This is a genomic window from Nocardia sp. NPDC004722 (genome assembly GCF_053601505.1).
Genome location: NZ_JBSGBY010000210.1, coordinates 1 through 12,527, shown reverse-complemented (window position 1 = coordinate 12,527; position 12,527 = coordinate 1). Strand labels below are relative to the sequence as shown.

Annotated in this window: 15 protein-coding genes; 2 read left to right on the top strand and 13 right to left on the bottom strand. The window is 66.9% G+C overall.

The window, feature by feature from the left end; translation table 11 throughout:
* Positions 1-108: 108 nt before the first annotated feature.
* The 3 genes from ACWELQ_RS21270 to ACWELQ_RS21260 all read right to left on the bottom strand — a co-directional run bounded on the left by ACWELQ_RS21270 (position 109) and on the right by ACWELQ_RS21260 (position 3,017).
* A complete protein-coding gene (locus ACWELQ_RS21270; protein WP_452398782.1) occupies positions 109-1,119 on the bottom strand; it encodes an isopenicillin N synthase family dioxygenase in 1,011 nt (336 codons plus the stop codon).
* Between the two features lie 233 nt (positions 1,120-1,352).
* Positions 1,353-2,411 (bottom strand): FAD-dependent oxidoreductase, encoded by a 1,059-nt coding sequence (locus ACWELQ_RS21265; protein ID WP_452398781.1) that lies wholly within the window; start codon positions 2,409-2,411, stop codon positions 1,353-1,355.
* Positions 2,412-2,696: 285 nt separating this feature from the next.
* The gene (locus tag ACWELQ_RS21260) at positions 2,697-3,017 is read right to left on the bottom strand and encodes a hypothetical protein (RefSeq protein WP_452398780.1); all 321 of its coding nucleotides are present in this window, start codon (positions 3,015-3,017) and stop codon (positions 2,697-2,699) included.
* A gap of 239 nt (positions 3,018-3,256) precedes the next feature.
* Here ACWELQ_RS21260 and ACWELQ_RS21255 point away from each other — a divergent pair, with 239 nt between their 5' ends.
* The gene (locus tag ACWELQ_RS21255) at positions 3,257-3,451 is read left to right on the top strand and encodes a hypothetical protein (RefSeq protein WP_452398779.1); all 195 of its coding nucleotides are present in this window, start codon (positions 3,257-3,259) and stop codon (positions 3,449-3,451) included.
* A gap of 9 nt (positions 3,452-3,460) precedes the next feature.
* Here ACWELQ_RS21255 and ACWELQ_RS21250 read toward each other — a convergent pair whose 3' ends face one another.
* The 4 genes from ACWELQ_RS21250 to msrB all read right to left on the bottom strand — a co-directional run bounded on the left by ACWELQ_RS21250 (position 3,461) and on the right by msrB (position 6,491).
* Complete coding sequence (locus tag ACWELQ_RS21250) at positions 3,461-4,084, bottom strand: class I SAM-dependent methyltransferase (protein WP_452398778.1); 624 nt, start codon at positions 4,082-4,084, stop codon at positions 3,461-3,463.
* Positions 4,085-4,153: 69 nt separating this feature from the next.
* Positions 4,154-5,368 carry an FAD-dependent monooxygenase gene (locus tag ACWELQ_RS21245; protein WP_452398777.1) on the bottom strand — a complete coding sequence of 405 codons (1,215 nt, stop codon included), beginning with the start codon at positions 5,366-5,368 and terminating at the stop codon, positions 4,154-4,156.
* A 161-nt stretch (positions 5,369-5,529) separates the two neighbouring features.
* A complete protein-coding gene (gene msrA / locus ACWELQ_RS21240) occupies positions 5,530-6,039 on the bottom strand; it encodes a peptide-methionine (S)-S-oxide reductase MsrA (protein WP_452398776.1) in 510 nt (169 codons plus the stop codon).
* On the bottom strand, positions 6,036-6,491 hold the full coding sequence (gene msrB / locus ACWELQ_RS21235) for a peptide-methionine (R)-S-oxide reductase MsrB (RefSeq protein ID WP_452398775.1): 456 nt from the start codon (positions 6,489-6,491) through the stop codon (positions 6,036-6,038). The genes msrA and msrB overlap by 4 nt, the downstream gene beginning before the upstream one ends.
* Positions 6,492-6,603: 112 nt before the next feature.
* On the opposite strand from msrB, the gene ACWELQ_RS21230 reads away from it, so the two are divergent.
* Complete coding sequence (locus ACWELQ_RS21230; RefSeq protein WP_452398774.1) at positions 6,604-7,299, top strand: hypothetical protein; 696 nt, start codon at positions 6,604-6,606, stop codon at positions 7,297-7,299.
* 6 nt (positions 7,300-7,305) lie between these two features.
* Here the strand turns inward: ACWELQ_RS21230 and ACWELQ_RS21225 are convergent, their stop codons facing one another.
* The 6 genes from ACWELQ_RS21225 to ACWELQ_RS21200 all read right to left on the bottom strand — a co-directional run bounded on the left by ACWELQ_RS21225 (position 7,306) and on the right by ACWELQ_RS21200 (position 12,351).
* The gene (locus tag ACWELQ_RS21225) at positions 7,306-7,539 is read right to left on the bottom strand and encodes a hypothetical protein (RefSeq protein WP_452398773.1); all 234 of its coding nucleotides are present in this window, start codon (positions 7,537-7,539) and stop codon (positions 7,306-7,308) included.
* A 10-nt stretch (positions 7,540-7,549) separates the two neighbouring features.
* Positions 7,550-8,638, bottom strand: a complete 1,089-nt coding sequence (locus ACWELQ_RS21220) for a ferrochelatase (RefSeq protein ID WP_452398772.1) — start codon at positions 8,636-8,638, stop codon at positions 7,550-7,552.
* A 34-nt stretch (positions 8,639-8,672) separates the two neighbouring features.
* On the bottom strand, positions 8,673-9,512 hold the full coding sequence (gene inhA, locus ACWELQ_RS21215; protein WP_157387901.1) for an NADH-dependent enoyl-ACP reductase InhA: 840 nt from the start codon (positions 9,510-9,512) through the stop codon (positions 8,673-8,675).
* Between the two features lie 73 nt (positions 9,513-9,585).
* On the bottom strand, positions 9,586-10,305 hold the full coding sequence (gene fabG1, locus ACWELQ_RS21210) for a 3-oxoacyl-ACP reductase FabG1 (RefSeq protein WP_040807521.1): 720 nt from the start codon (positions 10,303-10,305) through the stop codon (positions 9,586-9,588).
* A 49-nt stretch (positions 10,306-10,354) separates the two neighbouring features.
* Positions 10,355-11,380: a VWA domain-containing protein gene (locus tag ACWELQ_RS21205; protein WP_452398771.1), complete on the bottom strand. Its 1,026-nt coding sequence runs from the start codon at positions 11,378-11,380 to the stop codon at positions 10,355-10,357.
* On the bottom strand, positions 11,377-12,351 hold the full coding sequence (locus ACWELQ_RS21200) for a DUF58 domain-containing protein (RefSeq protein WP_452398770.1): 975 nt from the start codon (positions 12,349-12,351) through the stop codon (positions 11,377-11,379). Before ACWELQ_RS21200 ends, ACWELQ_RS21205 begins: the two co-directional genes overlap by 4 nt.
* Between the last annotated feature and the right edge of the window lie 176 nt (positions 12,352-12,527).

The following is a 12,527-nucleotide window of genomic DNA, read 5'->3' as shown; positions in this document are numbered from 1 at the left end:
CGAAGGTGTAGGAGGTGGTCTGATAGATCGGCACGGCCCGTGCTCGGGTGACCGGATCCGGCTGCGCACCAGCATGGATCTGCCGGGTCTGGAAGGACCAGTCGCGACTCATCGCCGGGCCTCCAGCACGTCGGACCACCATTTCTCGGCCACCTTGGGATGTGAACGGAGCCAGCCGATCACGGCGTTCTCACCGAACTGGGCCAGCAGCGGATTGTCGGCGTCCGTACTCACCCCGCGCGCCTGCCCGGCGAGTTCCGCCGGGAGGACCAGCGGTTCGACCACCGCGTCCAGCCGCGGCCCCAGGAAGAACGGCACCGAATACCGGTCCACCCCGGCGGGCGGGCTCACCACGCGATGCTTGGTCGCGATCAGGTATCCCTGGGTGGCGATCTCGAGCATCTCACCGATATTGAAAACGAAGCTGCCCGCCAGCGGCTCCACGTCGATCCAGCCGTCCGGGCCCTGGACCTGCAGACCGCCGACCTCGTCCTGCTGCAGCAGCGCCAGGTAGCCGTAGTCCTTGTGCGCGCCCACGCCTTGGTCGGAGCCGTCGGAGTCCCGGCCCGGGTAATGGATGATCTTCACGTGCGTGGAGGCTTCCGCGTCGAACCAGGCATCGAAGTAGCCCTCGTCCTGGCCGAGCGCGACAGCCAAGGCGCGCAACACTTCCCGGCTCACCCGCAACGCCTCCGCCTGCCAGGCGAGGGTGACCGAGCGCAGCTGCGGCAGCTGTGACGGCCACTGATTCGGGCCGATCAACCGCTGCCAGGCGGGATCCCCGGCGGTCGCGGGGAGCGCTTCGCGCTCGGGCCCGATATCGATCTGCTCCCGCCGATCCGGCGCACCCGCCGTGTACTCGTGCCCGGTCGAGGTGTAGCCGCGGAACTGCGGCGAGTGAATGTTCTCGATCTCGAGCCGCTGCTGCCGCGGCAGCGCGAAGAACTGCCGCGCCACCTCGAAGATTCCCGAGGTCAACTCCTCCGGCACCCCGTGCCCGACCACATAGAAGAACCCGACTTCATGTGCGGCATAACGCAGTTCATCGAGGAACGCGGCCCGCTCCCCAGCAGTCCCCCGAAATCGTGAAATATCGATGATCGGCAATCGATCGCTCATCACATGCCCTCCGCGAAGCGGTGCCACAGCACCAAGCCACACTCGTCCTTGCCGACGCTAACCGTCTTGGACCCGTCACAAACGCGTTGCGATCACCCAGATCCATTCCCCGCGCACAGCACACAAGTCCACAAGCAGCCCACCCCGAAACCCAGTGCCGCTGCTGGCCCTACAGATCGGATCGCCGACGATTCACGAATATCACCGGACCTCAAACCAATCGGACGCGCGACCTATCCGCGGGCGCGGGGGTTGACGCGTCGCGCGTTTTCCCGGTCTGCCAGTATCTTCGCGCGCCGCGCTGCCATAGCCGCGCCGGGATCGTCGCCGGCGCGGATCGCCTGGTAGACCGCATGAGCGTCCTCGGCGGCATCGCGGGCCCCGATCCCGGCGGCGGGGGTGATGGCGTGGTCGGCGTCGCCGACCAGCAGCACCTGTCCGCCCGGCTCGCGCGCTTCGTCGAGCAGAACATCACGAGCGTTGGAGACGTGCACCGAATCGGTGTGCGCAAGCAGGGTTTCCAGCATGCCGCGGTTGTGAGGAGCGGCGTCCAGGATCGTGGTCGCCCATTCGTCGACCGGTCGCAGGCCCAGGTCGTCGCGGTCGAGTGGGACCCGGGGAAGGCGCAGAAACCACAGGGCGGTGGTGTCTTCCGCCGGTGACCAGACGTGCCCGAACGTGCTACCCGGCCCTTCCGGGGTGACTTCCGCGTAGAAGTGGAGCACATCGGGTGTGGTGTCGAGCCGCAGCCGGGTGGTGGTCATGCCGTACAGCACGACGTCGCCGGAATAGGTGGGCCGCCGTGCCGGTTCGAGGCGCGAACGGACGACCGAGTCGATCCCATCCGCACCGATTACCAACTCGTCGACGACGGTGACGGGCTGTCCACCGTCGCGGTGCAGCGTGCAGGAGCCCGGCGTCACCTCGAAATCGGTGACACCGCCTCCGTAATGCACCTCGGCGCCAGACCGTTCCAGGAACTGCGTCAACACGCGAATAAGGTTGCGGTGCAGCCAGAATCGATGCCCACCATCCTGGCGGGCACTGTGGACCCCGGCACTGTTGGTGTAATCCAGCCCGGTGACGGCGTGCGAAGCCGCGTGCAATTCGGCAATATCCACGCCCAGTCCGGTCAACGCGTCGTGACCACGCTGATCGAGGAACAAGAACGCACCCCCGCCCCCGCTACTCTCGGCATTCTGCCGCTCGTACAGCGTGACCTTGTCGTGCGCGCGCGCCAGCGCCCCGGCCAGCGCGATGCCCGCGATACCACCGCCGATAATCGTGGTCATCGATCCTCACGAAGCCTGCCTCGGTGAGCATGGCGATGTATGCCTCGAGGGAGTGGAATTGCTGCACCGACGGTGCCAATTGTCCTTCGCCGCAACCGGCGTCGAGGATATCGAGTCCAGAAATCCGCGTTGTGTGAGTGCGCGGCCGTGACACGTTCATCGCCAAGCACGCTCGACTCTCTCGCACGTCGTACGAATCCGATTGCGCTCCTTGGCACCGATCATAGTGGCGGCAGGAGTGTCTCCCCGCGCGCCGGGTGGGCCCGCGGGGAGGGGCGCGGGTGGTCAGAGGCTGCCGAAGGGGTTCCAGGGTTGCGGGGCGGGGGCGTCGTCGCGGTCGTGGTGCCAGCGCCAGTCGTTGTCACGCCACTCCCAGTGGCCGCGGCCGTGGTCGCAGTCGGTCCACTGCATGCGGCCGCGGTCGTTCTGCCAGCTGTACTGGCCGTTGTGATCGCAGTCCTGGCGCCAGTCATGGTCGTTGTCCACCAACGAGACCGAACCGGCCAGCGCGGGCGCGGCGAAGCCGATCGGCAGGATGGCCAGCGAGCCCATGACGAGAGCGCGGGCCAGACGGCGGCGGACGGGAGACTTCTCGGAGATTGTCATGGCCATACCTCAGTTCGGCACGGCCACAAGAGCGTCAGGAAGGGGCACCCCTCGACCGACGTGACATCCACGCACACTGCGCTCTCCGGCGGATTCGTGACCGTGGCACGGGATCCGGAACCAGCTGCCAGTGGGTTGCCGGAAGATCGATGCTCGGTCTGCGTCCAGCTTAGTCCCGTCGGACCGCCCACGGAACACCCCGAACTCCTATGCTGAGGTCACGCTAGCGAGGAGTTGTCATGGGGCGAATCGTTTCGGCCGCACTCGGCCTGCTGCTGTGCCTCGTCGGCGGGATCTGGATCGTGCAAGGCATGGGTTCCCTGCACGGGTCACCGATGACCGGGCACTCCGAATGGAGTTATCTGGGCGGCGTTCTCGTGGTGGCGGGCGCGGGCCTGCTGGTGTGGGCCGGGTACCGCACGCTACGACGCTGAGCCGTCCGGCTAGGCGATGCGGCGCGCGGCCACGAACAGATCGTGCTCCGTGATCGCCGACGGATGGTCGGGCAGGAACTCGACCACCCGCGCCCGCACGATCTCCAAACCCACGCCGGTCAGCCGCCGCTCGAACTCGTCGACCGGATAACTGCTGACCGTGACCGCCTTACCCATGAATTCGATATCCAAGCCCTCGATGTCGGCGGGCACGGTAGCGAACAGGAAGACCCCGCCCGGCCGCAGCCAGTCCGCGAACTTCCCCAGCGCGGCATCGATTTCCGCGCGGGTCAGTTGCAGGAGCGGAAAGAACGCCACCACCGCGTCCCAGGTCCCGGCCGGATACGACAGCGTCCGCAGATCCGCGACCTCGAACCGAGCCCCCGGCACCTGCGAGCGAGCGATCTCGATCATCCCCGGCGACACATCGCATCCCGTGACCTCACACCCTCCCGCCACCAGCATCTCCGCCGTCGGCCGCCCCGTCCCACATCCGACATCGAGCACCCGCGCCGCGTCCGGCAGCTGGGTCAGCAGCCAGTCGACTTCCTCACGCTGCGCGGTCAATCCCGCGAACGCCTGCTCATAATCCTTGCCGAGCCCATCGAACACTTCCGCCGCCGAAAGTCCCATGGCCCCAACGGTACTGCCTCACCCGAGGTTTCACGGCCGATCAGTCCCGCTTGCGCGGGGTCAGCGGGATCAGCCGACCGGCTGGTCCCAGTCGATGACGAAGCGGTGGACGGGGCCGAACATCTTTTCGGGCTGGAGGAAGGTTCGGGTGGCGATGGGCATGATCAGGCCGAAGAGGGCCTTGGCTACGGGGCCGGAGGTTTTGCCGTTGTTGGTTTTGGCGGCGTTGTCGGAGATGTCTTCGACGCGGGGGCGGCGGAGGGACTCGTAGGTGGCGAAAGCCTTTGCCGGGTCGTCGATGTCGCGCAGGCAGCGGGCCAGTTCGATAGCTGATTCGATGGCGAGCGAGGCACCCTGGCCGGAGCTCGAGGACGGGGCGTGGACGGCGTCGCCCAGCAGGACCACGCGGTCACGGAACCAATTGGGCACGTGGGGCATCCGCTCCATCGGGCCGGTCACGATCATCTGGTCGACGCTGGTCTCGGCGAACAGGCGCTCGCCGGGGGTGTCGCCGATGTGGGCGGCCCGCAGTTTGGTCAGCCATTCCTCGGCGGGGACGGCCTTGGCCTCGGCGAGGGTCATCGGTTCGGCCTGGGGGAAGTTGCTGAAGAACACGTGCTTGCCATCGGGCTGCCGCCAGTAGCCGTAGAAGGCGCGCTTGCCGAAGGCGAAGTGCATGGCCTCGATCTCACCTTCGCCGCCGGCGGAAAGCGTTCCCTCGGGGGTGAATTCACCGAAGCCGAAGCTCATCAGGCCGGTGTATTCCGGGCCGGGCGCGTCGGGGTCGATCAGCGTGCGCACGGTCGAGTGGATGCCGTCCGCGCCGATGAGGATGTCCCCGGCGGCGGTGGAACCGTCGGCGAAGACGGCGACCACGCCGGTCTCGGACTGCTCGATATCGACCAGCCGCTTGCCGTACTGGAATTCGATGCCGTTGGCGACCGCGTGATCGTGCAGGGCGCGGAACAGGTCGGCGCGCAGCATGGTGCAGCTGGGTGGCAGGCCCGGCAGGGTGTCCACTCGCATGAGCTGCTTACCGGCCCCGGTCTCCATGACCATGCTGTGCAGCGGGGTGCCCGCCGCCATGACAAGCTTGTCCGCACCGATGATGCCCAGTGCCGCAAGACCGTTGGGTGCGACGGTGAGCATCGCGCCGGTATCGGTGGCAGCATTCTCATACGCCTCGAACACCGACGCCTGGATGCCCGCCTTCTGAAGTGCCAGCGCCGCAACCGGTCCCGCGATGCCGCCACCGATGATCAACGCCGTCTTGATTCCGCTCACGACTACTGCCCTCCGAGAAGTTCGTTCGATCGCCCTCGCGATCACAACACCATAGTATCCATACAACTAGTTTCACCGCAACTAGTTTCAAGAATCCCTCTCAACGGAAACGGCGGGCCCCACCGGGACGAACCCGGTGAGACCCGCCGTCAGCGGTCTCGCTACGCGGTCGCGCGCTTGGGCAGCTTCCAGCCCGGTCGCGGGAAGTGGCAGGTGTAACCGTCCGGATAGCGCAGCAGGTAGTCCTGATGCTCCGGCTCGGCCTCCCAGAACGTGGCGGCCGGGGTCACCTCGGTGACCACCTTGCCGGGCCACAGCTTCGAGGCGTCCACATCGGCGATGGTGTCCTCGGCGACCCGCTTCTGCTCGTCATCGAGATAGAAGATGGCCGAGCGGTAACTCGTCCCGATGTCATTGCCCTGCCGATCCTTGGTGCTCGGATCGTGGATCTGGAAGAAGAACTCCAGCAGCGCACGGTAATCCGTCTTGTCGGGGTCGTAGACGATCTCCACGGCCTCCGCGTGCCCGGGATGGTTGCGGTAGGTCGGGTTGTCATTGCGACCGCCGGTGTAGCCCACCCGGGTCGAGAGCACCCCCGGCTGCCGCCGGATCAGATCCTCCATGCCCCAGAAACACCCGCCGGCCAAGATCGCGGTCCGTGTGTCGGTCACGCTTCCTCCTTCGTGAACAGAGACTTGTACTCCCCGTAACCCTGCGCCTCGAGCTCGTCGAGGCGAATGAACCGCAGCGCCGCGGAATTGATGCAGTAGCGCAGTCCGCCCGCGTCCCGTGGCCCATCGGTGAACACGTGCCCGAGGTGGCTGTCACCGAAACTGGACCGCACCTCGGTGCGCACCATGAAGTGACTGCGGTCCTTCTTCTCGACCACATTGCCCTTGTCGATCGGCTTGGTGAAACTCGGCCACCCCGATCCGCTCTCGAACTTGTCCACCGAGGCGAACAACGGCTCCCCGGACACCACGTCCACGTAGATGCCGGGCTCGTGGTTGTCCCAGTACTCCCCCGTGAACGCGCGCTCGGTCCCGTTCTCCTGGGTGACGTGGTACTGCTCAGGCGACAGTGCGGCCACGGCCGCCGGATTGCGGTTGTACTCCCGTGTCACTTGACCTCCTTGTATCGGCCTCAGCTACAACCCACCCTGCCCGTTGGAAAGTCCGCGCTCAACCCCGCGTCATAGTTCTGTCACTTCTCGGACGGAAGGCATACTCACTCGCGTGAGCACGGCCGAGAACAACAGCACCGACGACAACCCGGTTCCCGCCTGGGCGCGACGCACGGCCGGGGAATCCCGCTGGGCGGCCACCGCCACCATCCTCGGGATATTGGTGGTTCAGCTCTTCCTGCCCGAGCAATACACGGTGGGACCGCGCTGGATCGTCCCAGTGATCGGGCTGACGCTGATGATCATCATGATCGCCGCGAGCCCGTTCCGGATCGACCGCGAGGAAATGTGGCTGCGCCGCTTCAGCCTCGCGCTGATGGGAGTGCTCGGCTTCGCCCTGGTGTGGGCGGTGTACCACCTGGTGCAGGGACTGATCAACGGCTCGGTCTCCAACAACGCGGCCGGACTGCTGGCCTCCGGCGGCGCGATCTGGCTGACCAATGTGCTCGTCTTCGCCCTCTGGTACTGGGATTTCGACCGAGGCGGCCCCGCCGCACGCGCCCACGCCCGCAAGCCCTACCCCGACTTCCTGTGGGTCCAGATGCAGAACCCGGACCTCACCGACCCGGAATGGGAGCCCGAATTCCCCGACTACCTGTATCTGTCGTTCACCAACGCAACGGCATTCAGCCCGACCGATGTCATGCCTATGTCCCGCTGGGCGAAAACACTGATGATGGTGCAATCCGCGGTTTCGCTGATCACCGTCAGCCTCGTCATCGCCCGCGCGGTCAACGTCCTGAAGTGAGCCCGTTCAGCGGTTGAAGAACATGTCGGCGATGACCATGATCACGGCGACGACGACGAAGATCGAGGCGAAGCCGATGGATTGGCCGATGGTGCCGACGATTCCGGCGGTGAGGAAGAGGGTCAGGACGGGGGCCCAGACGAACATGTCCGGCGGGCCGAAAGTGCGCTTGCGGGCGGCATTTCCGCTCGGGGCGGGCTGGCGGCGTTGCTGGGTGGTTCCGCGTCCGGGTGTAGTCACCTGGGCGAGACTACAATTCGCCGGACGTCGGCGCGACCGCGGGGCGGCGTGGCGGCAGCGCGCAGCAGCCGACCACGCACGGAGCGCCGTTGCGGGTACAACCCAGACCGGTCATTTCGCTCAGACGCGCGGGGGTGGCCCCGGCGGTGTGCTCCTCCACCAGCTCGGCCACCATTCGCGCGAAACGCGGGTCCGGGCCGGGGGTGGCGGCGCGGGCGAAGGCCATACCGAGTTCGGCGGCACGGTCTTTCGCCTCGTTGTCGAGGTCCCAGATCACCTCGAGGTGGTCGGAGACGAAGCCGACCGGGCACACCACGACCGCGTCCACGCCGCGCTCTGACAGCGCGTCGATGTGGTCGACGATGTCGGGGTCCAGCCACGGGATCTGCGGCGGGCCCGAACGCGACTGCCACACCAGGTCGTAGTCGTCGAAACCGGTTGCGGCCGCGCACAAGCGGGCCGCCTCGGCGACCTGGCGACTGTAGAGGTTGGTTTCGGTGGGCGGGCCGGAGGCGGCATCGGCGGAATTCGGCACCGAATGCGCCGTGAAAACCAAGCGCGCGCTCTCGCGTTTGTCCGCGGGCAATTCCGCGACGGCCGCGCGAATCGAGTCCGCGAAAGCGTCGATGAACAGCGGATGGTCGAAATACTGGCGTAGTTTCACCAGATCCGGTGCGTCTTCGACCGCGGTCCGGGCGCGCACGATGTCCTCGTGATATTGCAGGCAACCCGAATACCCGCCCCACGCCGAGGTGGGAAACACCAGCGCGGAACGGATTCCGTCGGCGCGCATGCGCTCCACGGTCTCCTCGACCATCGGATGCCAATTGCGGTTGCCGAAATACACCGGCAGATCGATGCCGCGGGAAGCGAATTCGGCCTCGATCGCCTTGATGATGTCGAGGTTGAGCGCATTGATCGGCGAGACCCCGCCGAAGTGCAGATAATGCTGCGCGACTTCGGCGAGACGCTCCGGCGGCACGCCCCGACCACGAGTGACGTTCTCCAGGAACGGCATCACGTCCTCGGGGCGCTCAGGACCGCCGAAGGACAGCAGTAGCAGGGCGTCCACTTCATGAGCCGTGGGCTCCGCAGCCACTGCTCTCCTCCTTACTCGAAAACGTGCCGGTGAATCAGTTCGCGCCGAAACCGTCGGCCGGGAACCAGGTGTTGTGCGAGGCGCCACCGTCGACGTAGATGATCGACCCGGTGGTGCCCGGCAGCCAATCCGACAGCAGGGTGACCACGGACTTGGCGACCACCGTCGGGTCGTCGACGTCCCAGCCGATCGGGCTCGCGCCGTCCCAGTAGGTGTTGAGCATGTTGAGCTGCTTGGCGTCATCGGTGGCGGTGCCCGCGATGGCCTTGGCCGCGAGGGTCTTGATCGGCCCCGCCGCGATCAGGTTGGAGCGAACGCGCTTGGCCTCGCCCACCTCTCGCGCCACGTACCGGTTCACCGACTCGAGCGCGGCCTTGGCCACACCCATCCAGTTGTAGTACGGCATGGCGGTGCGCGGATCGAAGTCCATGCCCACGATGGAGCCGCCCTCGTTCATGACCGGCAGCACGGCGCGCGCCAGCGAGGCGTACGACCACGCCGAGATCTCGAACGCCTTGGCGGCGTCGGCGCCCGGGCCGTCCAGGAACGGCAGGGCCTCGGGACCCATCAGGGTGCGCGGCGCGAACGCGATCGAGTGCAGCACACCGTCGATGCCCTCGGGGGCCAGCTCGCGGACCTTGTCGGCCAGCTCGGCGAGGTTCTCCTCATTGGTCACGTCCAGGCCGATGGCCGGGGGGACCTCCTGCGGCAGCCGCTTGGCGATGCGGTCGATGAGCCGCAGGCGCTCCGGAATGCCGGTGATGATCACCTTCGCGCCCTGCTCCTGCGCGACCGCGGCCGCGTGGAAGGCGATGGACGAATCGGTGATGATGCCGGTGATGAGGACGGTTTTGCCGTCGAGCAATCCAGCCATGGGGTGGTCGGTTCTCCTCGTTGTCGAAAATGCTGGGGGCTGAGGGTTTCTGGGTCGGGCCTGAGCGGAACGCTCAGTGGCCCATGCCCATACCGCCGTCGACCGGGATGATCGCGCCGGAGATGTAGGACGCGTCGTCGGAGACGAGGAAGCTGATCGCCGCCGCGACATCCTCGGCCTCGCCGATCCGACCGGCCGGGATGAACTCGAGGACGTTCTTGCGCATCTCCTCGGTCATGTCCTCACGGGTCATGTCGGTGTCGATCAGGCCGGGCGCCACCACGTTCGCGGTGATGTTGCGCTTGCCGACCTCACGAGTGATGGCACGCGCCATACCGATGAGACCCGACTTCGACGCCGCGTAGCTGACCTGCGCGGGCGAACCCATCTGCCCGACGACCGAGCCGAGGAACACGATGCGGCCGAAACGGTTCTTGAGCATATTGCGGTTGGCGCGCTGGGCGACTCGCCACGCACCGGTGAGGTTGGCGTCGATGACCTTCGAGAACGAATCCTCGGTCATGCGCATCAGCAGCGTGTTGTCCACGATGCCCGCATTGGCCACGACCACCTCGACCGGACCCTGGTGCGCCTCCACCTCGGTGAACGCGCGATCGACCGACTCGCTGTCGGTCACATCGCATTTCACGCCGAAAAGACCCTCCGGCACACCGGACCCGCGATGGGTGACGGCCACCTTGTGGCCGTCGGCGAGCAGGCGCTGGGCCACCGCGAGACCGATGCCGCGGTTACCGCCGGTCACCAGTACCGACCGGGATGTGATGTTCGACATAGACGCAAACCTATCTGTTCGTGTTCGGGACTCGGCGCGCGGTACCGATTTACGGCAGACGCTGACGATAGAGCAGAGCGGTCAGAACGCCGATGGCGGTCACCACCAAGCCGGCCCACAACCATGGCTTACTGGCATCGCTCATGGTCATCTCGTAGCCGATCTGCTCCTCGAGAGTGTCGTAGACAGCCTTGAGTTCCTCGAGGGTGGAGGCGGTGTAGAAGTCACCGCCGGAGAGTTTCGCGATCTCGCGCAGGGAGTCGTCGTCGACGGGCACACGCACTCGCTGCGAACCCTTGCCGTCCTGATCGGGGATCTCGACGGTGCCCCAGGTGGTGCCGAACGAAATGGTCGACACCGGAACGCCTTTCTCCTTCGCCAATCGTGCGGCGGTGAAGCCGTGGCGCGGATTCTCGGTGTCCTTGTCATCCGGGACGGTCTGCTTACCGTCGGACATCAGCACGATGCGCGCCGGCGGCGGCTTCTCCGCGCCACCCAGCACCGAGGCCAGGGTGTCGATGGACTGCAGGGCGGTGAGAATGCCCTCGCCCGTGGCGGTGCGCTCGGCCAGCTTCATATTGTCGATGGCCGCCTTCACCGCCTCCCGGTTCGTGGTGGGCGACACCTGCACCGAGGCGGTACCCGCGAAGGTGACCAGGCCCAGGTTGATGCCCGGGGTCAGTCCGTCGGCGAATTCCTTGGCGGCCTTCTTGGCCACCTGGATTCGGCTCGGCGGCACATCGGTCGCCTCCATCGACAGCGACACGTCGATCACCAGGATCACCGTGGCACGGTTGCGCGCCACCTTCTTCGCGGCCGTCGGACCGGCCGCGGCGAAGGTCAGGAACATCAGGCCCACCAGGGTCAGCGCCACCGAGATGTGCCGCCACGGCCGCGGCTGCGCCGGCGCCACCTTCTCGAGCAGATCCATATTGGTGAAGCGCAGCATGTGCTTTCGCCGCCGCCGCTGCATCACGGCGTAGAGCACCGCGATCACGGCCAACACCACCAGGAAGGCCAGCCAGTTCTGGTCGACGAAATGCGAGAGGCTGAAGGTCAAATCGCCAATGGTCACTGTCGCGGCACCCGTCCGGCAGTCGAGGCGCCGAAGGTGTGGCGCCGGGTCGACACGAATCTCACCACGTCCGCGATCCAGTCGCCGTCGGTGCGCAGGGTCATCACCGGCGCACCACAACTGCGCAGCGCAGCCTCCACCTGGTCACGGTGCTGCTGGGCCGCGCGCGCGAAATCGGCACGGAGCGTGGGGGTCACACTGAACTCGCGGGTCCGGCCCGACTCCGGGTCGTGCAGGACCACGTCACCGACATCCGGCAGATCCAGATCGCGCGGATCGAGCACCTCGACGCCGAGCAGATCGTGGCGGCCGGAGATGGCGCGCAGCGAACGCTGCCAGTCGATATCCCCGAGGAAGTCGGAAATGACCACGGCCAGACCGCGTTTGCGCTGCGGCCGCCGCAGCGCCTCGATGGCGTCGCGCAGGTCCCCGCGCACCCCGTCTGGGGCGTGCGGGGTGGTGGCGATCTTGCGCAGCATGGCCTGCTCGTGCACCCGGCCGCTGCGGGCCGGAATGCGGATCAACTGCTGGCCATTGGAGATCACGGCGCCGATACGGTTGCCGCCGCCGCTGGTCAGATGCGTGACCGCGGCCGCCGCGGCGACCACCAGATCCCGCTTCTCGCACAGCGCGGTACCGAAATCCAGCGAGGCCGACAGGTCGACCACCAGCCAGGTCTCGAGCTCCCGGTCGGCGATCATCTGCCGCACGTGCGGGTGGGTGGTGCGGGCGGTGACCGACCAATCCATCTGCCGCACATCGTCGCCCGGCTGGTACATGCGGGCATCGCCGGGTTCGGAGCCGGGCCCCGGGATCAGGCCCAGGTGGTCACCGTGCAGCACGCCGTCGAGGCGGCGGCGCACGGTGAGTTCGAGCGTCTTCAACGCCGCCGTCAACCGCGGATCGGTCAACTGCCCCTGCCGGAACGAGGGCGGGGCGTGCGTGGAGCCGCTGGGAGGTGAGATCGTCACGGGCGCAATCGATTCCGAGACCGGCCTCACTTACCCTGCGGCTGTCCGGGTACTCCGGGCACCTGACCGTTGGGCGGCTGCGGAATGCCCTGCTGCGGCGGCTGCGGGATACCGCCGACCGGGGCCATCGGCTGACCGCCGTGCGGGCCCATCGCCGGCGGCGCGGCCGGGGCGGG

What these genes read in the sequence shown, in the direction of transcription:
- ACWELQ_RS21270 (WP_452398782.1), bottom strand. Translation starts at nt 1,119, where the DNA reads ATGAGCGATCGATTGCCGATCATCGATATTTCACGATTTCGGGGGACT.
- ACWELQ_RS21265 (WP_452398781.1), bottom strand. Translation starts at nt 2,411, where the DNA reads ATGACCACGATTATCGGCGGTGGTATCGCGGGCATCGCGCTGGCCGGG.
- ACWELQ_RS21260 (WP_452398780.1), bottom strand. Translation starts at nt 3,017, where the DNA reads ATGACAATCTCCGAGAAGTCTCCCGTCCGCCGCCGTCTGGCCCGCGCT.
- ACWELQ_RS21255 (WP_452398779.1), top strand. Translation starts at nt 3,257, where the DNA reads ATGGGGCGAATCGTTTCGGCCGCACTCGGCCTGCTGCTGTGCCTCGTC.
- ACWELQ_RS21250 (WP_452398778.1), bottom strand. Translation starts at nt 4,084, where the DNA reads ATGGGACTTTCGGCGGCGGAAGTGTTCGATGGGCTCGGCAAGGATTAT.
- inhA (WP_157387901.1), bottom strand. Translation starts at nt 9,512, where the DNA reads ATGGCTGGATTGCTCGACGGCAAAACCGTCCTCATCACCGGCATCATC.
- fabG1 (WP_040807521.1), bottom strand. Translation starts at nt 10,305, where the DNA reads ATGTCGAACATCACATCCCGGTCGGTACTGGTGACCGGCGGTAACCGC.